21 protein-coding genes are annotated in these 21,345 nt (G+C 62.4%); 18 read left to right on the forward strand and 3 right to left on the reverse strand.

From position 1 onward, the window contains the following. The first annotated feature begins 19 nt into the window (after window positions 1-19). Complete coding sequence (locus IMW75_RS20860) at window positions 20-1,666, forward strand: DUF1302 domain-containing protein (protein ID WP_205893618.1); 1,647 nt, start codon at window positions 20-22, stop codon at window positions 1,664-1,666. A 72-nt stretch (window positions 1,667-1,738) separates the two neighbouring features. Further along, complete coding sequence (locus tag IMW75_RS20865) at window positions 1,739-2,968, forward strand: NADH:flavin oxidoreductase (protein ID WP_205893619.1); 1,230 nt, start codon at window positions 1,739-1,741, stop codon at window positions 2,966-2,968. Between the two features lie 90 nt (window positions 2,969-3,058). On the opposite strand, the gene IMW75_RS20870 is transcribed toward IMW75_RS20865, so the two are convergent. Beyond that, window positions 3,059-3,892 (reverse strand): alpha/beta fold hydrolase, encoded by an 834-nt coding sequence (locus IMW75_RS20870; protein ID WP_205893620.1) that lies wholly within the window; start codon window positions 3,890-3,892, stop codon window positions 3,059-3,061. A 275-nt stretch (window positions 3,893-4,167) separates the two neighbouring features. Between IMW75_RS20870 and IMW75_RS20875 the strand changes: the two genes are divergently transcribed. The 3 genes from IMW75_RS20875 to IMW75_RS20885 are packed head-to-tail and all read left to right on the forward strand — an operon-like array spanning window position 4,168 to window position 6,325. Continuing rightward, a complete protein-coding gene (locus IMW75_RS20875; RefSeq protein WP_045058521.1) occupies window positions 4,168-4,902 on the forward strand; it encodes an SDR family NAD(P)-dependent oxidoreductase in 735 nt (244 codons plus the stop codon). Window positions 4,903-4,916: 14 nt separating this feature from the next. Beyond that, entirely contained in the window at window positions 4,917-5,690 is a 774-nt protein-coding gene (locus tag IMW75_RS20880) for an SDR family NAD(P)-dependent oxidoreductase (protein ID WP_045058520.1), read from the forward strand. Further along, a complete protein-coding gene (locus tag IMW75_RS20885) occupies window positions 5,690-6,325 on the forward strand; it encodes a nuclear transport factor 2 family protein (protein ID WP_045058519.1) in 636 nt (211 codons plus the stop codon). The genes IMW75_RS20880 and IMW75_RS20885 overlap by 1 nt, the downstream gene beginning before the upstream one ends. Before the next feature lie 113 nt (window positions 6,326-6,438). Here the strand turns inward: IMW75_RS20885 and IMW75_RS20890 are convergent, their stop codons facing one another. Together IMW75_RS20890 and IMW75_RS20895 are read right to left on the reverse strand one after the other, a co-directional pair. Then, window positions 6,439-7,632, reverse strand: a complete 1,194-nt coding sequence (locus tag IMW75_RS20890; protein WP_045058518.1) for an acyl-CoA dehydrogenase family protein — start codon at window positions 7,630-7,632, stop codon at window positions 6,439-6,441. Beyond that, complete coding sequence (locus IMW75_RS20895) at window positions 7,629-8,801, reverse strand: acyl-CoA dehydrogenase family protein (RefSeq protein WP_045058517.1); 1,173 nt, start codon at window positions 8,799-8,801, stop codon at window positions 7,629-7,631. Before IMW75_RS20895 ends, IMW75_RS20890 begins: the two co-directional genes overlap by 4 nt. A gap of 199 nt (window positions 8,802-9,000) precedes the next feature. Between IMW75_RS20895 and IMW75_RS20900 the strand changes: the two genes are divergently transcribed. From IMW75_RS20900 to IMW75_RS20960, 13 genes are all read left to right on the forward strand, one after another. Then, window positions 9,001-9,891: a VOC family protein gene (locus tag IMW75_RS20900; RefSeq protein ID WP_045058516.1), complete on the forward strand. Its 891-nt coding sequence runs from the start codon at window positions 9,001-9,003 to the stop codon at window positions 9,889-9,891. 12 nt (window positions 9,892-9,903) lie between these two features. Continuing rightward, window positions 9,904-10,779 carry a CoA transferase subunit A gene (locus tag IMW75_RS20905; protein ID WP_045058515.1) on the forward strand — a complete coding sequence of 292 codons (876 nt, stop codon included), beginning with the start codon at window positions 9,904-9,906 and terminating at the stop codon, window positions 10,777-10,779. Between the two features lie 12 nt (window positions 10,780-10,791). Next, window positions 10,792-11,589, forward strand: coding sequence for a CoA-transferase subunit beta (locus IMW75_RS20910; protein WP_045058514.1), 798 nt, complete (start codon window positions 10,792-10,794; stop codon window positions 11,587-11,589). A gap of 15 nt (window positions 11,590-11,604) precedes the next feature. Further along, on the forward strand, window positions 11,605-12,513 hold the full coding sequence (locus IMW75_RS20915) for an enoyl-CoA hydratase (RefSeq protein ID WP_045058513.1): 909 nt from the start codon (window positions 11,605-11,607) through the stop codon (window positions 12,511-12,513). Beyond that, the gene (locus tag IMW75_RS20920) at window positions 12,510-13,622 is read left to right on the forward strand and encodes an NAD(P)H-dependent flavin oxidoreductase (RefSeq protein ID WP_045058512.1); all 1,113 of its coding nucleotides are present in this window, start codon (window positions 12,510-12,512) and stop codon (window positions 13,620-13,622) included. The genes IMW75_RS20915 and IMW75_RS20920 overlap by 4 nt, the downstream gene beginning before the upstream one ends. Next, on the forward strand, window positions 13,619-14,371 hold the full coding sequence (locus IMW75_RS20925; RefSeq protein WP_205893621.1) for an enoyl-CoA hydratase family protein: 753 nt from the start codon (window positions 13,619-13,621) through the stop codon (window positions 14,369-14,371). Before IMW75_RS20920 ends, IMW75_RS20925 begins: the two co-directional genes overlap by 4 nt. A 10-nt stretch (window positions 14,372-14,381) precedes the next feature. Next, window positions 14,382-15,545 (forward strand): acyl-CoA dehydrogenase family protein, encoded by a 1,164-nt coding sequence (locus IMW75_RS20930; protein WP_045058510.1) that lies wholly within the window; start codon window positions 14,382-14,384, stop codon window positions 15,543-15,545. Between the two features lie 9 nt (window positions 15,546-15,554). Next, window positions 15,555-16,613, forward strand: a complete 1,059-nt coding sequence (locus IMW75_RS20935; protein ID WP_205893622.1) for an acyl-CoA dehydrogenase family protein — start codon at window positions 15,555-15,557, stop codon at window positions 16,611-16,613. Window positions 16,614-16,616: 3 nt separating this feature from the next. Next, entirely contained in the window at window positions 16,617-17,768 is a 1,152-nt protein-coding gene (locus IMW75_RS20940) for an acetyl-CoA C-acetyltransferase (protein ID WP_045058508.1), read from the forward strand. A gap of 59 nt (window positions 17,769-17,827) precedes the next feature. Next, window positions 17,828-18,706 carry an SDR family oxidoreductase gene (locus IMW75_RS20945; RefSeq protein ID WP_205893623.1) on the forward strand — a complete coding sequence of 293 codons (879 nt, stop codon included), beginning with the start codon at window positions 17,828-17,830 and terminating at the stop codon, window positions 18,704-18,706. A gap of 117 nt (window positions 18,707-18,823) precedes the next feature. Next, the gene (locus IMW75_RS20950) at window positions 18,824-19,609 is read left to right on the forward strand and encodes an SDR family oxidoreductase (RefSeq protein ID WP_122839850.1); all 786 of its coding nucleotides are present in this window, start codon (window positions 18,824-18,826) and stop codon (window positions 19,607-19,609) included. 10 nt (window positions 19,610-19,619) lie between these two features. Then, complete coding sequence (locus IMW75_RS20955) at window positions 19,620-20,090, forward strand: MaoC family dehydratase (RefSeq protein ID WP_205893624.1); 471 nt, start codon at window positions 19,620-19,622, stop codon at window positions 20,088-20,090. 6 nt (window positions 20,091-20,096) lie between these two features. Continuing rightward, complete coding sequence (locus IMW75_RS20960) at window positions 20,097-21,305, forward strand: acetyl-CoA C-acyltransferase (RefSeq protein WP_205893625.1); 1,209 nt, start codon at window positions 20,097-20,099, stop codon at window positions 21,303-21,305. Window positions 21,306-21,345 lie beyond the last annotated feature (40 nt).

Here is a 21,345-nt window from a genome sequence, read left to right on the forward strand (position 1 = left end):
AACAAAAAAGGAGATGAGCATGTTTACCCGAAACCTTGTTGCGCGCCGTCCGGGGAGAACGATCGATGGACGCTGCCTGTTGGCGACAGCCATCACGGTGGCCAGTGCCACGGCCAGCGCCGCGCCGACCGTCGAATTGGGGGAAAACACCACCCTGGATTCGTCGCTGACGGTCAACTACACCGCCTCCATGCGTACCGCCAAGCAGGCCAGTCAATACCTCACTGACCCGAACAACGACGACGGCACGCGAAATTTCAAGCGCGGCTCATTTATCAATAACCGCCTGAGTCTGTTCGGCGAACTGCAACTCAAACATGACAACCTCGGTGCGGTAGTGCGCGGGAGTCAGTTCTATGACGATGTCTACAACCAGAAAAACGCCAACGACTCGGCGCAGACGGTGAACAAGACCGGACACAACGACGGCTTCAGTGACGAAACCCGCCGGCTGAGCGGCAGCACCGCGCGGCTGCTCGATGCCTATGTGTATGGCAACTTCGACGTCGGCGAGACCCAGTATCTGTCGCTCAAGGCCGGGCGGCACCTGGTGGCATGGGGCGAGAGCCTGTTCTGGGCCAACATCAGCCAGGGGCAGGCCCCGGTGGATGCCACCAAATTCAATGTGCCGGGTACCGAGGCCAAGGACTCGTACCTGCCGGTTGGGCAGGTGTCCGGGTCGTGGTCGCTGAACGAAGACCTGGCGCTGGTCGGCTATTACCAGTACGAATGGGAAAAAACCCAGCTCAACCCTGTGGGCGATTATTTCGGCAGCGACACCTTCGGACCCGGTGCCGAGTTCTATCGTCTGGGCGCTGGGGTAGTCGACAGCCTGCCAAACGGCCTGGCGGTCGGTTATGCCGGTGAAAAAGACGCCAGAGACAGCGGCCAATGGGGGGTGGGGGTACGCTACCGAATCACCGAAAACACCGAAGTGGGGCTGTTCCACTACCGCTATCACGAGCGGGTGGGCTCATTATTCTTCGACTTTACGGGTAACACCCAATACTCATCGCTCAAGGGCATCGGTCATGATTCCAGCGCACCGACCTATCGCCTGGGTTACTTCGAAGACGTAGAACTGACCGGGATCAGCTTCAGCTCCAAGGTCGGCGACTCGGTGCAGTACGCCGGTGACCTGAGCTACCGTGATGGCGCCTCGGTCTACCTCAACAACGGTGCGCCGACTACCGGGCAGATCTGGCAAGGCAACCTCAACGCCTCATACATCCTCGGCCCAAGCATGCTGGCCCAACAGACCACCGTGGTGGGCGAAGTGGTGCATCAACACATCGACGGGGTGGACAGCCTGACCATCACCGGCGGCGGAGCTGGCGTTGACGGCACCTTTGACCAGTTCGAGTCGCAGACCCAGACCCGTGGCTCGACCCTGCTGGGCGTGGGCGTCTACATGGACTACCCGTCCATCGCCAACGGCCTGGACCTGAGCACCAAGGTGGTATGGACACAGAACCTCGACGGTAGCGCCTACCAGGGCCTGGGGCGCGAAGAGAAGCGCCTGACTGTGGGGGGAGACTTCAAGTATCTGGGTAACTTTCAGGTCGGCATGACCTATATCGCCTACTTGAGTTCTCCGGATGTCGCCCAGGGGCGGTTCCTGGCTGACCGGGATTACCTGTCGTTGAACGCCAAATACACCTTCTGAAGATTATCGCTGCGTCGCGACGTGGCGATGCAGCGCTTCGTTTTTAGCCTGATAAAAATAAAGAGGCCTGCCATGAACCCTCGTTCAATCCCATCTGCGTTCAGCCCCGTCAAGATCGGACCGCTGATCCTGAAGAACCGCTTTATCAAGGCCGCCACCAATGAGGGCATGAGCGCCCAGGGTGTGCCTTCCAAACAACTGGTCAAGCTGCACTCGTCCCTCGCCGCTGGCGGAATCGCCCTGACCACCGTGGCTTACTGCGCAGTGAGCACTGATGGCCGCACCTTGCCCAACCAGTTGATCCTCGCTCAATCCAGCGTGCCGCACTTCAAGGCCTTGACCGACGCCGTGCACGAGTCCGGTGGCCTGGCCAGCGCGCAGATCACCCATGGTGGCTGCTTCACCTTTATTCGCGAGCGCTCAACCAAACGTCCGCTTTCAGCCAGCGGAGGCTTCAACAAGATAGGCCTGATGAGTGGCATGTTTCTCAAGCAGGCGATGAACGAAGCCGATATGCAGCAAGTGGTGCACGATTTCGTCCAAGGCGCGCGGCTGGCGCGCCAGGCAGGTTTTGACGCAGTGGAAATCCACATGGGTCATGGCTACTTGTTGAGCCAGTTCATTTCGCCGATGTACAACAAGCGCCGCGACCAGTACGGCGGCAGTCTGGAAAACCGCCTGCGCTTTCCGCGACGGGTGCTGCGCGCGGTGCTCGATGCGGTCGGCCAGGAGATGGCGGTGATCTGCAAATACAGCATCACCGAAGGCGTGCGCGCCGGTAACAGTGCCGAAGACGGAGCCCAGATCGCCCGCATGCTGGAGGATGAAGGCGCGCACTTGCTGGTGCTCAGCGCCGGGATGAACGCGGAATCGATCACCACCATGTTCGGTTCTTCCTTTCCCAAGGAAAACCGCGTGCAGCAGAAAAACAAGATCATCGCCCTGGCCATGGCCATTCAGCGCCGTAAAGAGCCGACGGTAGAGTTCCGCGAGCTGTATCTGTTGGAACACGCGCGCAAAGTACGCGCGGCGGTCAAGATGCCCCTGGCTTACCTGGGCGGAGCCAAGAGCCTGTCGAGCATTGAACAGGTCATGGCCGAGGGCTTTGACCTGGTCGCCATGGGGCGGGTGTTGCTGGCCGAGCAAGACTACGTCAATAAACTCGCCAGCGGCGTCAGTCGCGATTCGATCTGCACGGCCTGCAACCGCTGCGTGGCAATGATGTACACCCCCGGCGGCACGTCCTGCGTACTGGGCAAGCCCGGCGACGCCGAGTTGAACCGTCAGCCAGCAGCGGGGTAACGGATATACGTCAAGGCCCGGCTCCGGGGGAACGAGGCTTGCCGGCGAAGAGAGATAACGCGGTGCAGCACGTACACCGCGCCGCCCGGATCAGCCGTGTTGCAGGAAGTCGATGCAGCTGCGGTTGAACAATTCCCGGTGTTCCACCTGGACCCAATGCCCGCAACGGTTGAGCACGATAAACCGGGCATTGGCCGCACCGTCAATGATGCGCTGGGCACCACTGACAGGGTTGAAGTGATCGTTGGTACCCCAGAAGCCCAGGATCGGGCATTGGATCTCACCCAGGCGCGCCTGCATGTTCTGAACCATCATGGTGCTGAACAGGTTTTTCGGCTGGGTCGCTGCCACCGCTACGCGTTCCTGTAGCAGGCTTTCCGGCAGAATCGAATCGTCGAACAGCTGCAGGCGCATCATGCTGCGCATCTCTTCCATTCCGATGGGGCCAGCGCTGAACAGGCTGACCATGCGTACGATGCCTTCCATCTTGAAGTAGGTCTCGCGTTCTTCGACACCGCCCGGAGCCAGCAGGATCAGGCTCTGTGGCAGTTGCGGCAGGCGCAGGGCCAGGCCCAGGGCGATCGCGCCCCCCAACGAATTACCCAGCAGCGTGCAACGCCGCACGCCGATGCACTCCAGGAACGCGGCCACGCAGTCGACGAAAAAATCGAGGTTGTACTGGACGTCCTCGGGCTTGTCCGATCGGCCGAAACCCGGGAGGTCAAGCACGATGTTGCGATAGCCCGCGGCTGCCAATTGCGGGTAGTTGCCTTTGAAGTTGCTGAAGCCACTGGCGCCCGGTCCGCTGCCGTGCAGCCACAGCACCACGGGGCCTGCTCCCTCATCCAGATAGTGCAGACACAGGCCGTTTGGCAGGTTTGCGTAATGGCCGACGGGCAGGGGCAAGTCTACGGATTGGTTCATGGGGTTCTCCATTGTCTGCGGATTCATGACGCGCAGCCATGCCAGGCACTGCAGCCGATTAAATGCAGCGAGTTGAAGGGGGACGCGAAGACTGACGTGGTGCGCGCAATGCTAATGCTGGGGGCTGACAGCGCTGCACACATCGTCCGTTCAGACCACTCAGGCGCTAGTCCCATCGGACGATGTGTGCCCAGGCGCTTACCGCTAATCATGCAGGGGACGGCTCCATTGCAAGGGCAGCGGGCCGCAGCGTATTTGCACATTCGGAGATTGCTATGAAGTTACTCAACAAAGTGGCGTTCGTGACCGGTGCCGCCCAGGGCATGGGCCAGGCCATCGTGCGTGGTTTTGTCGCCGAAGGCGCCAAAGTGGTGGCTGTGGACCTCAATCAGGCGGCCCTGGCCGAGAGCCTGGCGGATCTGGGTGACCAGGTACTGGCCCTGGCCTGTAACGTCGGTGACGGTGCGTCCGTGGCGGACGCCATGGGCCAGGCGGAGCAGCACTTTGGCGGCCTCGACATCCTGGTCAATAACGCCGGCGTGGGCGCGCTGGACAGCTTCCTCGATACCCCGGACGAGAGCTGGGCGCGGGTGATCGGGGTCAACCTGGGTGGAACCTTCCTGTGCTGCCGTGAAGGCGCCAGGCTGATGGTCAAGGGTGGCCGCAAGGGCGCAATCATCAACCTCTCCAGCACTGCCGCGCTGACCGGTGACGGCCCAAGCCACTACTGTGCCTCGAAAGCCGGCGTGATGGGCCTGACCCGCTCAATTGCCCGTGAACTGGCAGCCAGTGGCATACGCGTCAACACCCTGGTGCCGGGCCCCACCAACACCCCAATGATGGCGGGCATCCCCGATGACTACATGCAGGCGCTGCTGAAAAACGTGCCCTTGGGCCGCATGTGCGAAACCGACGAGATCGCCAGGGTCGCGGTGTTCCTGGCCAGCGAAGACGCCAGCTTCATGACCGGGCAGAACATCGCCGTCAACGGTGGCATGGCCTTTATCTAATCAGGGAGACACTCATGAGCAAGCGTTTACAAGGAAAAATCGCCTTTGTTACCGGCGCCGGTTCCGGCATTGGCGAAGCCACCGCGCTGCGATTCGCCGAAGAAGGCGCCACTGTGGTGTTGTGCGGTCGTCGCATCGAACCGTTGCAAGGTGTGCAGGAGAAAATCCTGGCCCAGGGTGGGCAGGCCGACATCGCCGTGGCCGATGTCAGCAATGAGCAGGCCTACGTCGACGCGCTTCAAGCGACTGCACAACGGCACGGGCGTCTGGACATTCTGGTCAACAACGCTATGGCTTACACGTGGGGTGGTATCGACACAATGACCACCGCAGACTGGCACGCCAACTTTGCGACCACCGTGGACGGCACCTTCTGGGGCACCCGTACCGCGATGCAGTTGATGAAAGAGCAGGGCGGTGGTTCGATCGTCAATATCGCGTCTATCTGCGGCCTGTTCGGCACCGCCTGGATGGCCGGCTACTCCGCGGCCAAGGCGGCGGTCATCAACTTCAGCCGTGCGGCGGCCAGCGAAGGCGCACCGCACAACATTCGCTGCAACGTGATCATCCCGGGCGTGGTCGATACCCCGGCCACAGCCGGCATGCTGGGTGACGCAAAGACCCGTACCAACACTGAAAAAGTGATCCCGATGAAACGGGTCGGCCTGCCGGTGGAGCTGGCCAACGCGATTCTGTTTCTGGCCAGCGACGAGGCTTCGTACGTCACCGGCGCCAGCCTGGCGGTCGACGGCGGGCGCGGTTCGGACCTGTACACGGTGCTCGACTGATGAGCCAGGACTCGAGCGCATTGCTTGCGCGCATCGATCGACTGGAGTCGCTGGACGCGATTCGCCAACTGGCCGGCAAATATGCCCTGGCGCTGGACATGCGTGATATGGATGCCATGGCCAACTGCTTCGCCCCGGACGTGCGCGTGGGGCGCGACAAGAGCGGCCGGGCGCACCTGAAGGTGTGGCTGGACGAAACCATGCGCAAGCAATTTCACGGCACTTCACATCACTTGGGCCAACACATCATTGAGTTCAGCGATGCCGATCACGCCACCGGCGTGGTGTATTCGAAGAACGAACATGAGACCGGTCCCGAGTGGGTCATCATGCAGATGCTGTACTGGGACGACTATGAGCGAATCGACGGGCGCTGGTGTTTCCGTCGCCGCTTGCCATGCTACTGGTATGCGACCGACCTGAACAAACCACCCATCGGCGGTTTGAAAATGCGCTGGCCCGGGCGCGAACCGTACGCCGGCTCCTTCCACGAACTTTTCCCTTCCTGGGAGGATTTCTGGACACAGCGCCCGGACAAGGACGCCTTGCCGCAGATCGCCGAGCCGGCACCGCTGGAAGGCTTTCTCAAAGCGCTGCGTCGCGGGGCCGATGACCCCAGGATTCGTGTGCGCTGAAGGGCCGATCGTTCCCACGCAGGGAGCGTTACCAGTGAAATCAGAAGGGGGAGCTTGCTCCCCCTTGCTGTGTCTGCATCTCACGTAAGCATCAATCTTTTCAGGCGCTGTTGTTAATGAGGGCCTCGTGGTTCACGTGGCATGCCCAATGCCCGTTCGGCAATCACGTTGCGCTGAATCTCATTGCTGCCGCCATAGATGGTGTCGGAGCGGGTAAACAGGAACAGCGACTGCAGGCGACTGAGCTGGTAAGGCGCGCCGTCGAGGATTTCCCCGTCATCGCCCAGTACGTCCATCGCCAGTTTGCCCAGGTCGCTGTGCCAGGTGGACCAGGCCAGTTTGTAGATCATCGCTTCGCGACTGAGGCTACCGTCTTGAGGGCCTGAGAGCATGCGCAAAGAGTTGTAGCGCAATACCTTGAGCCCGCTCCAGGCCTGGGCGATGCGCTGGCGCAGCAGCGGGTCGCGTGCGGCGCCGTTGGCGCGGGCGATGCGGATGATCTCATCGAGTTCGTTGTGAAACTGCATCTGCTGACCCAGGGTGGATACGCCGCGCTCAAAACCCAGGAGCGCCATGGCGATCTTCCAGCCATCGCCTGGTTGTCCGATCAGGTTATCGGCATTCGTGATGGCCTGGTCGAAGAACACCTCGTTGAATTCACTGGTGCCGGTCAGTTGCTGGATCGGTTGTACGCGGATGCTGTCCTGGGCCATCGGCACCAACAGGAATGACAAGCCGTGATGCCCTTGGCTGCTAGCCTCGGTGCGCGCCAGCACGAAACACCAATCGGCTTCGTGGGCCAGGGAGGTCCAGACCTTCTGCCCGCTGATCAGCCAGTGTTCACCCGTGGCATCCAGTTTCGCCCGGGTCTGTACGTTGGCAAGGTCCGAACCGGCTCCGGGTTCCGAATAGCCCTGGCACCAGAATTGGCGGCCCTCGAGGATCCCGGGCAGCAAGCGCTTTTGCTGCGCCGGGGTACCGAAGGCGGCGAGTGTCGGGCCGACCAGGCCTTCGCCGATATGCCCCATGCGCCCGGGGCCACCGGCGCGGGCATACTCCTCATGGAAGATCACCTGCTGGCTGATGGAAAGTCCTCGTCCGCCGTGCTCCCTGGCCCAGCCGACGCCGATCCAGGCACCTGCGGCAAGCCGGCGCTCCCAGGCCTTGCGCTCCTCAGGAAAGCTGTGTTCATCCCCCGGACCGCCGCGAAAGCGCAGTGGGGCAAATTCCCCGCTCAGGTGCTCGGCCAGCCACCGGGAAACTTCTTCACGGAACATTTCGTCTGCACGACTGAATCCGATTCTCATGGTTGTTCTCCCAACAGGTGCTTGGCCAGGCGCTCGCGGTGCAACGCCGGGCTGCCTAGCAGGTGCTCGCTGGCGCGGGCTCGTTTGAAATACAGGTGTGGGTCGTATTCCCAGGTGAACCCGACGCCGCCATGCAGCTGGATCGACTCGGCGGCGCAGTTGAAAAACGCCTCGCTGGCATGGATTTTTGCCGTGGCGGCGGCCTGCTCAAGCTCCTGGGCCACGGCGGCATCGCCTTGGGGGGCCAGGCATTCCTGGGCCACGCAGGCGGCATAGTAGGCTGCCGACCGGGCGCACTCGACTTGCAGCATCATGTCGGCACAGCGGTGCTTGATTGCCTGAAAGCTGGCGATAGTGCGCTTGAATTGCCGGCGTTCAGCAATGTAGGCCAGGGTCAGGTCCAGGGCCTGCTGCGCGCCCCCGGTTTGTTCGGCGGCAAGGCCGGCAGTGGCAATCAGCAGGGTGCTACGCAGCACCGCCCAGCCTTGGTCTGGACCGCACAGTTGTTGTGACTCGCTGACCTGCACTTCATGCAGTTCAATGCGGGCAAGGCGACGGGTCTGGTCCAGGGTTGCCAGGGGGGTACGTACGACGCCAGGCGTATTGCCAGGCAAGACGAACAGGCTGATGCCTCGTTCGCCCTGAGTGCCTGGGGCGCGAGCGGCGACGATCAGCAGGTCGGCGCAGGCGCCGTCGATGACCTGTGCGTAGTGGCCGTCAAGGGTCCAACCTCCAGGGCGCGTTGCGGCCACGGCTTGCACACTGCCAGGCTCCAGTCCCGGAAGGCTGGCGAAGGCCAGGGTGGCACGTGTTTCACCGGCGGCAATCGCCCCCAGCCAGTGCTCCTTTACGGGTTCGTTGTGCCCCAGCAGCAGTGCCGGGGTGGCCAGGCAGGCAGTGGCGAACAGCGGCGAACCCAGCAGATAGCGACCGCTTTGTTCCAGCAGAATGGCCAGCTCTACAAAGCCCAGGCCCATACCGCCAAAGCGTTCCGGCACCATCAGCGCCGGCCAGTACAGTTCCTGGCCGATCCGTTGCCAGACCTCGGGATCATGAGCGTCAGGCCGGTTCATGGCGGCGCGCACGGCATGCGAGTCGCTGGCCTGGGCGAGGAAACGCTCGGCGCTATCGCGAATCATCAGGTGTTCTTCGGTAAAAGCGAACTCCATGGGGCGGTCTCTGCAATGCGAATGGATGCGCGAGTCTGTGGCGTTGAGGGAGGTGTTCGAATCACTAAAACGGACTAGTACTGACCCGCTGCGCGTCGTTGTGCCGAGCTCTGCTTAGTCTCAACGGACGATGAAGCCTTGGGCGGCGCTTTGCACAATGCCAACCACGAAAGCCCATTCAGCCAACGAGGACCAAGGCATGATCGACATTCGCGGTTTGAGCTATTTCGTCTCGCAGATCGAAAACCTCAGTCATTGGCAGCGTTACGCCGAAGACGTGCTGGGCATGCAAGTGCAGGCGGCCCCAGGTGGTGGCCTGTACGTGAAGATGGACGAGCGTCCGTTTCGTATGCTGATCGTCGAAGGGAGCGAGGCGCGTTATCTGGCTTCCGGATGGGAGTTGGCCAACGAGTCGGCCTTCAAGTCTGCACTCGAGCACCTGAGCGCCGCCGGCATCGAATGGCAGCCGGGCTCTGCGATCGAGGTCGAGCAGCGCGGTGTACAGGCGCTGATCAAGGTCACCGACCCGTCGGGCAACTGTCATGAGCTGGGCTGGGGTCATCGCTCCGATTGCCTGCCGTTTGTGTCGCCCCAAGGGGTGCCGCGGTTCATCACCGGCGACATGGGCCTGGGTCATACCGTGCTGCCAGCACCAAACTTCGACGCCACCCTGGCGTTCGCCAAGGATGTGCTGGGTTTTGAGCTCTCGGATATTTTCAACTTTCGTCCCGACCCATCGGTGCCGGCGGTTCGCATTCACTTTCTGCATTGTCAAAACGCCCGCCACCACAGCCTGGCACTCGCCGAGTACCCGGTGCCGTCAGGTTGCGTGCATGTGATGGTCGAGGTCGATTCGATGACCGAGGTCGGCCGGGCGCACGATCGTCTGCACGCCCATGACGTGTCCCTGTCCGCGACCCTAGGCCAGCACCTCAACGATCGCATGACCAGTTTCTACATGAAGACGCCGTCCGGTTTTGATCTGGAGTACGGCTTTGGCGGTTTGCAAGTCGACTGGGCCGAGCATTCGGCGTTCGAGTTCACCCGTGTGAGCATTTGGGGGCACGACTTTTCGGTCGGCCATCAGTAAGGAATGATCCTGATGAACAAACAACTGACAGCGGCCGATGCGGTCGCTCAATTACGCGATGGCATGACCATCGGTTTCGGTGGCTGGGGCCCGCGGCGCAAGCCGATGGCTATCGTGCGCGAGATCCTGCGCTCACCGGTCAAGGATCTCACGGTGGTTGCCTATGGCGGCCCGGAAGTGGGCATGCTGTGCGCTGCCGGCAAGGTCAAGAAGCTGGTGTTCGGCTTCGCTACCCTCGATGCCATTCCGCTGGAACCCTACTACCGCAAAGCTCGCGAGGCTGGCGAGCTGGAACTGATGGAGCTGGACGAAGGTATGTTCCAGTGGGGGCTGCGCGCCGCTGGCATGCGCTTGCCATTCCTGCCGACCCGCTGCGGCCTGGCCACCGATGTCACGCGCTTGAATTCGCAGCTTAAAACGATCCAGTCGCCCTATGCCGATGGCGAGGTGTTGCTGGCGATGCCGGCGCTCAACCTCGACGTGGCGTTCCTGCACGTCAACGTCGCCGACCGCTTGGGTAACTGCCTGGTGACAGGTCCGGACCCGTATTTCGATCACCTGTTCGCCCGCGCTGCCAAGCAGTGTTTCGTGTCGTGCGAACGCTTGGAAGAGCGCCTGGAGCTGAGCGCCGATCAAGCCCGTTTTAACACCTTTGAACGTTACCTGGTGAGCGGTGTGGTGCATGCACCTCTGGGTGCGCACCCGACGCTGTGCGCACCTGATTACGGATGGGACATCAAACACCTCAAGGGTTATGTCGCCAGCAGCCAGGCGGAGAACGGCTGGCAGGACTATGTGCAGACCTACATTGCCGGTGGCGAGCTGGCTTATCAGGCACAGAACGGCGGTGCCGATTCCATGGGCGTCTTGCCCCTTCCCGTGTTCTGAGGATTAGCGACCATGTCTGCAACCTGTGATTTTACCCTCGCTGAACTGATGATCGTCGCGGCCTCCGAGGCCTGGCGCGGTAATGGCGAGGTGATTGCCTCTGGCCTTGGCGTGATTCCGCGCCTGGGCGCGAGCCTGGCCAAACTGACTCACAGCCCCGAGCTGCTGATGACCGACAGCGAGGCGTTTCTGGTAGAAGAACCGATCCCGCTGGGCCCAAGAGGTGACTACGTGCCACGGTACTCGGGTTACATGTCGTTCGAGCGGGTTTTCGAATGCGTGTGGGGTGGCCGCCGCCACGCGATGATCGGGCCGACCCAGATCGACCGCTGGGGCCAGACCAACCTGTCCTGCGTCGGCGACTATCAAAAGCCCAAGACCGCGATCCTCGGCGTGCGCGGCTTGCCAGGTAACAGCATCAACCACCTGAATTCGTTCTTCGTACCCAGTCATAACACCCGGGTGTTCGTCAGCGGCGAAGTCGACATGGTCTCCGGCGTGGGCTTCAAGGCCGAGCGCTGGCCCGAAGGTGCGCGTCGCGACTTGATGGACATTGACTGCGTAGTCAGCGACTTGTGCGTGTTGGATTTCAATGGACCGCAGCGTGCAGTGCAGGTCCGCTCGCTGCACCCCGGCGTGAGTTTCGATCAGGTCCAGGAGAACACCGGCTTCCCGTTGCTCAAGTCGGCGCAGTTGCACGAAACCGTGCATCCCACCCCTGAGCAGTTGGCCGTGATCCGTCGACTCGACCCCCACGATTACCGCGCCACGGCGATCAAGGGCAATCCGCCCGGCATCCGTACGGCCTGAGGCAAGGACACGACCATGCACAGCAGCGACAGTGAATTCATCGTCCGCCAGGACAACGCCGTTTACGAGACGGACACCCCGGTGCTGTACAGCGTGGCCGAGGGTATCGCCACGCTGACGCTGAATCGGCCGACCTTCAACAACGCGCAAAACTCGCAGATGACTTATGCCCTGGATGCCTGCTTTCGCCAGGCGGTGAACGACGACAGCGTCAAGGTCATCGTCCTGCGCGGCAACGGCAAACACTTTTCCGCAGGCCACGATATCGGCTCGCCCGGCCGGGATATCGACAAACCGTTCGAGCGCGCGCACCTGTGGTGGGACCACACCAACAAACCCGGTGGCGAGCAACTGTATGCCCGCGAGCAGGAAGTGTACCTGGGCATGTGCCGGCGCTGGCGCGAACTGCCCAAGCCAACCATCGCCATGGTCCAGGGCGCGTGCGTAGCAGGTGGGCTGATGCTGGCCTGGGTCTGCGATTTGATCGTTGCCAGCGACGACGCATTTTTCCAGGACCCGGTGGTGCGTATGGGCATTCCAGGGGTGGAGTATTTTGCTCACCCCTACGAAATGAATCCGCGTATCGCCAAGGAATTTCTCTTCACTGGTGACCGCATGAGCGCCACAAGGGCCTGGCAAGTGGGCATGGTCAATCGCCTGGTGCCGCGTGAAGAGCTTGAACAGGCGACCTACGCCCTGGCCGCAGGCATCGCCCGCCAGCCACGCATGGGCCTGGCCCTGACCAAACAGGCGGTCAACCACGTCGAAGACCTGCAAGGTAAACGCACGGCGATGGATGCGGTATTTGCCTGGCACCACTTTGCCCATGCCCATAACGAGTTGCTGTCCGGCGACAAACTGGGCGGTTTCGATGCCAAGGGGATGGCCCGCGCCAACAAGCAGGCCGAGGACGAAAACCAATGAACCGCTGGTTGGAAACACCGCTGACCGAAGCCCTCGGGTGCCGTTACCCGATCGTGCAGACCGCCATGGGCTGGGTCGCTGATGCCAACCTGGTGATCGCCACGACTCAGGCCGGGGGCTTCGGTTTCCTGGCCGGGGCGACCATCCCGGCTGATGAGCTGGAAGGCGAAATCCGCAAGGTAATCGATGCCACCGGCGGCAGCAATTTTGGGCTCAATTTCCATATGTTCCAGGACAACGCTGCGCAGTGTGTCGACCTGGCGATTCAGTACCGCTTGCGCGCCGTGAGCTACGGGCGTGGTCCGGACAAACAGACCATCGCTCGCTTCAAGGCGGCCAAGGTGCTGTGTATTCCCACCGTGGGCGCCTTGAAGCATGCGCTCAAGGCCGTGGAGCTGGGCGCCGACCTGATCACTGTCCAGGGCGGCGAGGGCGGCGGCCATACCGGCGGCGTACCCAGTTCGATCCTGCTGCCCCAGGTACTGGCGGCGGTCAGGGTGCCGGTGATCGCGGCGGGTGGGTTCGCCACTGGCCGTGGGCTGGCTTCGGTCCTGGCTGCCGGTGGCGCGGGAATCGCCATGGGCACACGGTTTCTCATGACCCGCGAATCGCCGACTCCGGCCGCGACACTAGAGCGCTACCTGAAGGTCAAGGATCCGCAGCAGGTGCGTGTGACCACTGCGGTCGATGGCATGCGCCACCGAATGATCGAAAACCGCTTCATCAATCACCTCGAACAAGCGGGCCCCTTCGGTCGCCTGCGCATCGCCCTGGGCAGTGCGTGGCAGTGGAAGCAGCAAACCGGCATGAGCCTGGCGCACATGGCCTCGGTGTTCGTCCGTGCACTACGCGAAGACCCATCGCAGCTGTCGCAGGTGGTGATGGCTGCCAACCAGCCGGTGCTGTTGCAGCGCTCCATGGTCGATGGCGCACCGGACGAGGGCATCCTGCCCAGTGGACAGGTCGCCGCTGCGATTGGTGAATTGCTCAGTTGCCGCGAGGTGATCGAAGGCATCGCCGGTGAGGCACAGCACTGCCTGGATACGCTCCTGGCACGCAGCCAGCACCTCCCATCGAATCGTCCCGCCAGTATCGGAGAACACCTGTGACCCAGGCATTTAGCACACAACTCAATCAGGGCATCGCTGAACTGGTGATCGCCAAGCCCCCGGTCAACGCCCTCGACAGCCAGGAGTGGCAGGCCCTGGCGCAGCACATCGAAGCCCTTGGGGCTAATCCCGAAGTGCGGGTGATCGTGATTCGCGCCGAGGGCCGGGGCTTTTGCGCCGGAGTCGACATCAAGGAGCTGGACAAGTACCCGGAGCGGATCGTCGAGGTCAATGCCGGTAACTACGCCACCTTCAAGGCCGTGCATCGCAACCCGGTGCCGGTGATTGTCGCGGTCCATGGTTTTGTCCTGGGCGGCGGCATTGGTATCACCGGTGCGGCGGACATTGTTGTCGCCTCCGACTGCGCGACCTTTGCCCTGCCGGAAGTCGACCGCGGTGCCATGGGCGGCGGTGCACATCTGCAGCGCCTGTTCCCGGTGCAAAAAGTCCGTTACCTGTTTTTCACCGGCGACAGCATCAGCGCCCCCGAAGCGCTGCAATACGGCTTCATCGAGCGGATTGTCAGCAAGGATCAATTACGCGAAACCGCCCTGGGCATTGCGGCGAAAATTGCCGAAAAAAGCCCGGGCATGATCCGCATCGCCAAGGAAGCCTTGAACGGTATTGAAGACGGCAACCTGGAAGACAAATACCGCTGGGAACAGGGCTTCACCATGCAGGCCTATAGCAGCCCGGACTCCGCGGAAACGCGCCGGGCCTTCGTTGAAAAACGCGACGCCAAGTTCTGAGATAAACGCCATGGACCTGACTTACACCCCCAAGCAAATCGCTTTCCGCGCCGAAGTGCGGGCCTGGCTGGCAGCCAACCTGCCACGCGAGCCGCTGGCCAGCTACGACACTCGCGAAGGTTTTGAACAGCACCGCTCGTGGGAGGCCAAGCTGTTCGAGAGCCGCTGGTCGATGGTGATGTGGCCAGCCGATCTGGGCGGACGCGGTAGCGACCTGATCGAGTGGCTGATCTTCGAGGAAGAGTATTACGGCGCCGGAGCCCCCATGCGTGTCAATCAGAACGGCCAGCTGTTGCTGGGGCCGACCCTGATGGAATTCGGCACGCCGGAGCAGAAGCAGCGTTTCCTGCCGCGTATGGCCGCCAGCCTGGACATGTGGGCGCAAGGCTGGTCGGAGCCCAACGCGGGGTCCGACATGGCGGCAATCACCAGCAAGGCCCTGATCGACGGTGACCACTACGTGATCAATGGGCAGAAAACCTGGTCAACCCGGGCGACCTACGCCGACTGGCTGTTCGGGCTGTTCCGCAGCGAGCCAGGATCGAGCCGGCACCACGGGCTTTCGTTCATCATGGTGCCGCTGGACGCACCGGGAGTGAGCATTCGCCCGATCAAGGCGCTCAACGGCAAGGACGCCTTCGCCGAGGTGTTTTTCGATGACGTGCGGGTGCCGGTGGCTAACCGTATCGGTACCGAGGGGCAGGGCTGGCACGTGGCAATGGCCACCGCCGGTTTCGAGCGCGGCCTGTTGCTGCGCTCACCGGCGCGCTTCCAGGCCACGGCACGCAAGCTCGTGGCCCTGTACAAGGCACACCGCGCCAGCGCCGACCGCGACCCAAGCCTGCGCGATGCCGTGCTGGAGACCTGGATGGGCGCTGAAGCCTACGCGCTGTCGGCCTATCACACCGTGGGCCGCCTGAGCCGAGGCGAGCAGATCGGCGCTGAGTCGAGCATCAACAAAATCATCTGGTCAGAGCTGGATCTGAAGATGCACGAGACTGCCATGCGCATTCTCGGTGGGCGCGGCGAGCTGGTGGGCAAGGCCTCCCAGGCCGGCGATGCGGCCGGCTGGCTGGAGGGTTTCCTGTTCGCCCAGTCGGGGCCGATCTACGCCGGCACCAACGAAATCCAGCGCAACATCATTGCCGAGCGCATGCTCGGCTTGCCGAAATAAGGAACCGCCATGGACTTCACTTTTAACGATGACCAGTTGGCGTTTCACGAGGCCATCAGTCGTTTCCTGATGACCGAAGCCGCCCCGGAAATGCTTCGGGAAATCTGGGAAACCGATGCCGGCCGCTCGCGGGACCTGCGCAACAAGATCGCCGGCCAGGGCCTGACTGCCTTGTCAGTGCCCGAGGCCGAAGGCGGCCTGGGCATGGATGATGTGACCTGGGCACTGATGACCCAGGAACTGGGTTACTACGCCATTCCCGATTCATTGGCCGACACCGCTTATGTTGCCAGTGGCTTACTTGCCGGCCTGCCCGCAGGCCACCCGGCCCGCGCCGAACTGCTGCCCCGGATCGCCGATGGGAGCTTGCGCATGGCGATCAGTCATCCGGTCAATTTGCTGGTCAGCGATGCGCAATTGGCAGAAGTACTGCTGCTCACCCATGGCGATGAGATCCACGTGGTGCCTCGCTCTCAGGTTGAGGTAGAAAACCATCCGAGCATCGACGCTTCGCGCCGCCTGGGTGAGGTGAAGTGGATCCCAACGCCGGCGACCTGTGTGGCCAGTGGCGAGCAGGGGCGTGCTTTACAGGACCGTCTGCTGGACCGTGGCGCGCTGTCGGTGGCCGGGCAACTGCTGGGATTGGCGCAACGCATGCTGGACCTGTCCGTGGACTACGTGGCCCAGCGTAAACAGTTCGGAAAGCCGATCGGCAGCTTCCAGGCTGTCAAGCATCACCTGGCCGATGTCGCCCGCTACATCGAACAGGCCAAACCCGTGCTGTACCGCGCCGCACATGCCCTGGCCCGGTGCGACGTCAACGCGGGCGTATGGGTCTCCCAGGCCCGCCTCGCGGCGAATGAGGCGAGCTGGATCGCTGCCCGCAAAGGCATCCAGGTTCACGGCGCAATGGGATACACCTGGGAAGTCGATTTGCAGATGTTCATGAAGCGCGCCTGGGCTCTGGATGCATCCTGGGGCGACCGCGGATTTCACAAAAACCGCGTCAGCGACTACTTGTTCGCCGACACTATTGGCCTGGGGCCTGGACACACTTTCGAGGAATGAGTCATGGCACAGGCTTACATTGTTGATGCACTGCGCAGCCCCACCGGCAAGCGCAAGGGCTCGTTGAGCGAGATCCACGCGATTGACCTGGGCGCCCATGTGCTCAAGGCACTGGTGGAGCGTAACGTGATCCCCGCGCAAGACTACGACGACGTGATATTCGGGTGCGTCGACACCATCGGCTCCCAGGCCGGCGATATAGCGCGCACCAGCTGGCTGGCCGCAGGCCTGCCAATGACGGTCCCCGGCACCACCGTGGATCGCCAATGCGGTTCATCGCAACAGGCGCTGCATTTTGCCGCGCAGGCGGTGATGAGCGGCACCCAGGATGTGGTCGCGGTGGGCGGCGTGCAAACCATGACCCAAATCCCGATTTCCTCCGCGATGCTGGCCGGCCAGCCCCTGGGCTTTGCCGATCCATTCTCGGGCAGCGTTGGCTGGCGTGCGCGCTTTGGTCAGCAACCGGTGAACCAGTTCTACGCCGCGCAACGGATTGCCGATCATTGGCAGATCAGTCGCGAGCAAATGGAAGCCTTTGCCCTGCAAAGTCACGAACGCGCATTGGCGGCCATTGCCAACGGGCGATTTGCTCGGGAAATCGTCGCCTGCCAGGGCCTCGCGGTGGATGAAACCCCGCGGCACAGCAGCCTGGTAAAGATGGCTGAACTGCAGCCGGTGGACCCTCAGTACCCATCGATCACCGCCGCCGTGTCCAGCCAGACCTGCGACGCGTCAGCTGCGCTTTTGGTGGTGTCGGAGGCGGCGCTCAAACGCTACGACTTGACGCCACGGGCGCGGATTCATCACCTGACGGTGCTGGGTGACGATCCAATCTGGCATCTCACCGCACCGATTGCGGCGACACGCCGGGCTTTGGCCAAAAGCGGGCTGAGCATGGCTGACATCGACCGGGTAGAGATCAACGAGGCCTTTGCCTCTGTGGTCATGGCCTGGGCCAAAGAGCTGGATTACGACCCGGCACGCACCAATGTCAATGGCGGGGCAATTGCCTTGGGGCACCCGCTGGGCGCAACCGGAGCAAGGCTGATGACCACGCTGCTCAACGAACTGGAATGCAGCGGTGGGCGCTATGGCTTGCAAACCATGTGTGAAGGCGGCGGCCAGGCCAACGTGACCATCATCGAACGGCTGTAATTCTTTTACGTGGGCCGCCGCTTCGGCTGCGTGTCCACCCAAATCCAGAGGAGTTAAACATGGCTATTTGTGCAGACCGCACCGTGATCATCACCGGGGCCGGAGGCGGGCTCGGTCGCGCCTATGCCCTGGCGTTCGCCGCGCAAGGGGCCAATGTCGTGGTCAACGATATTCGCGCCGATGCCGCAGAAGATGTGGCAGGTGAAATTCGCGCGAGCGGCGGCCAGGCCATTGCCAGCAGCGACGACATCACCACGCTGGCCACTGCGCAGCGCATCGTCGATGCGGCGTTGGCCGCGTTTGGTGAAGTACATGTGCTGATCAATAACGCTGGCGTCTTGCGCGACCGCATGTTCATCAGCCTCAGTGAAGAAGACTGGGACATGGTCATGCGCGTCCACCTCAAGGGCCATTACTGCCTGGCCAACATTCTCGGTCGGCGCTGGCGCGACCTTGCCAAGGCCGGCAAACCGGTCGACGCCCGGATCATCAACACCAGCTCCGGCGCCGGCCTGCAAGGCTCGGTGGGACAGTCCAATTATTCGGCGGCCAAGGGCGGCATTGCTTCGCTGACCCTGGTGCAAGCGGCGGAGCTCGCGCGCTACGGTGTCACCGCCAACGCGTTAGCCCCGGCGGCACGTACCTCGATGACCGAGAGTGCCATGCCCGACGTGGTGAAAAAGCCTGAGGACGACAGCTTCGATGCCTGGGCGCCGGAAAATGTCGCGCCGCTGGTGGTGTGGCTTGGCAGCCCGGCGTCGGCCCATGTCAGCGGCCAGGTCTTCGAAAGCCAGGGCGGGCGGATCTCCCTGGGAGACGGCTGGCGCACGGGCGTCACCCGCGATAAAGGCGCGTTGTGGCAGGTCGAAGAGATTGGTGCGGCCGTGGACTCGATTCTCGCTGAAGCGCCCAAGGCACAGAACGTCTGGGGCTGCTGAAGCCCCGACCCTTTGTTCACGTCAACGTTCTCGACCTTCATACCCCATTTTGACGATGTGCCCGCTTGGCCCTCTCCGTAAAACTGCAGCGTATTGATTTCTTCGGAGGTAGACGCTGTGAAACAAGCCCCCCCTTATGTTCCCGGTCACCAATTACTGGCCGGCAAGTCGGTATTGATCACCGCCGCGGCCGGTGCCGGTATCGGTTACTCAGCGGCCCGACGGAGTGCCGAGGAAGGTTGTCGGGCGCTGATGATTTCCGACGTTCACCCGCGGCGCCTGGAAGAAGCGGTAGCGCGCCTCAAGGGCGAGACCGGCCTGCAGGCGATCTACGGCCAGCTGTGCAATGTCACGATAGAAGACGAAGTCCAGGCCTTGGTGGCGGCGGCTGAAGAGGCTCTGGGCGGGGTCGATGTGCTGATCAACAATGCGGGGCTGGGTGGCCAGAAGCGTGTGGTAGAGATGAGCGATGAAGAGTGGTTGCGGGTGCTGGACGTGACATTGACGGGCACCTTTCGCATGACTCGGGCGATGTTGCCGCACATGCAGCGCCGCGGCGCAGGAGCCATCGTCAATAACGCCTCGGTGCTCGGTTGGCGGGCCCAAAAGGAACAGGCCCATTACGCTGCGGCCAAGGCCGGCGTAATGGCCCTGACCCGCTGCAGCGCCCTGGAAGCCGCTGAGTTTGGCGTGCGCATCAATGCGGTATCGCCGTCGATTGCCCTGCACGATTTTCTCAAGAAAGCCTCCAGCGAAGAATTGCTCGCCAGCCTGGCAGGGCGCGAAGCGTTCGGTCGCGCCGCCGAAGTATGGGAGGTGGCCAACGTGATGATGTTCCTGGCCAGCGACTACGCCTCCTACATGGTCGGTGAAGTGCTGTCAGTCAGTTCACAACAAGCTTGAGGGCACGCTCATGAGTCACCTTTTCAGCAGCGCCCAGGCTCTGCTTGCGGCCGAAGGCCTGGACCTGGGCCACACCGCCTGGCTGACCATCAACCAGGAACGCATCGATCTGTTCGCCGAGGCCACGGGTGACCACCAGTGGATTCATGTCGATCCGATACGCGCCGCCAACGGGCCGTTCGGCACCTGCATTGCCCACGGCTACCTGACCCAGTCCCTGGCCAACCTGTTCATGCCGCAGTTGTTGACCCTTTCAAACATGACCATGGGCGTCAACTACGGGAGCGATCGGGTGCGCTTCCCGGCCCCGGTCAAGGTCGATTCGCGGGTGCGCGGCAGCGGCCAGATTACCCGCGCCGAGCCAGTGGGCGACGCCGTGCAACTGGTGGTGCGCATCACCGTGGAAGTCGAAGGCCAGGCGCGCCCGGGCTGCGTAATCGACACCATCAGCCGCTATACCTTCAACCCAATTTGCGAGTGAGTTTCCATGGACCTGAATGAAGTCGTCATCGTCGCCACCGCCCGTACAGCGCTGGCCAAATCGTTTCGTGGATCGTTCAACGATACCGAGGCGCCAGTGCTGGGTGGGCATGTGGTACGCGCGGTGGTCGAACGTGCCGGCATTGAGCCTGGGGACGTAGAAGATGTGATCATGGGTGCGGCGGTTCAACAGGGCACCCAGGCCTATAACATCGGTCGGCTCTGTGCCTACACCGGTGGCTTGCCGGACAGTGTGCCGGGGATGGCGCTGGACCGCATGTGCGCCTCGGGGCTGATGAGTATCGGCGTAGCTGCCAAGAGCATCATGAGTGGCGAGATGAACATTGCCATTGGCGGCGGCGTGGAGTCCTTGTCGCTGACCCAGACCAAACACAAAAACAGCTTCCGCGCCCAATCCGAAGCGGTGCTGCAGGTGATGCCCAGCGCCTATATCCCGATGATTGAAACCGCCGAGATCGTCTCCCGTCGTTATGGCATCAGTCGCGCCGCCCAGGATGAGTATTCATTGCAAAGCCAGCTGCGCACGGCTGCTGCTCAACGGGACGGGCTCTTTGATGAGGAAATCGTCGGCCTGAGCGTGGACAAGCTGCTGTTCGCCGCTGATGGCCAGCCCAATGGTCATGAGCGCGTGCAGGTTCTGCGTGACGAATGCAACCGACCGAGTACGCGCCTTGAAGACCTGGCAAACCTGAAGCCGGTGTGGAAGGACGGTAAATGGATCGAGCAGGGGACGTTCGTCACCGCCGGCAACGCCTCGCAGTTCTCGGACGGTGCTGCGGCCAGTCTGTTGATGAGTCGTACCGAGGCCAAGCGTCGCGGATTGACGCCTTTGGGCATCTACCGTGGCATTGCCGTGGGTGGATGCTCACCCGAGGAAATGGGCATCGGTCCGGTGATCGCCATACCCAAGCTGCTCAAGCGTTTCGGCTTGGGGGTGGGGGATATTGGCCTGTGGGAGATCAACGAGGCTTTTGCCTGCCAGGTGTTGCATTGTCGCGACGCGCTGCAGATCCCGGCAGAGCGCCTGAACGTCAACGGCGGGGCGATTGCCATCGGTCACCCATTCGGTATGTCCGGCGCGCGGATGGTGGGCCATGCCTTGCTCGAAGGGCGGCGGCGCGGTGCGCGTTATGTGGTGATTGCCATGTGCATCGGTGGCGGAATGGGCGCCGCCGGCCTGTTCGAACTGCCGTGAAGCGAGCGGGACGCGGCCGCACATTCGATTAAAGCCATGG

Source organism: Pseudomonas gregormendelii, assembly GCF_017114825.1.
Classification (GTDB): Bacteria; Pseudomonadota; Gammaproteobacteria; order Pseudomonadales; family Pseudomonadaceae; genus Aquipseudomonas; species Aquipseudomonas gregormendelii.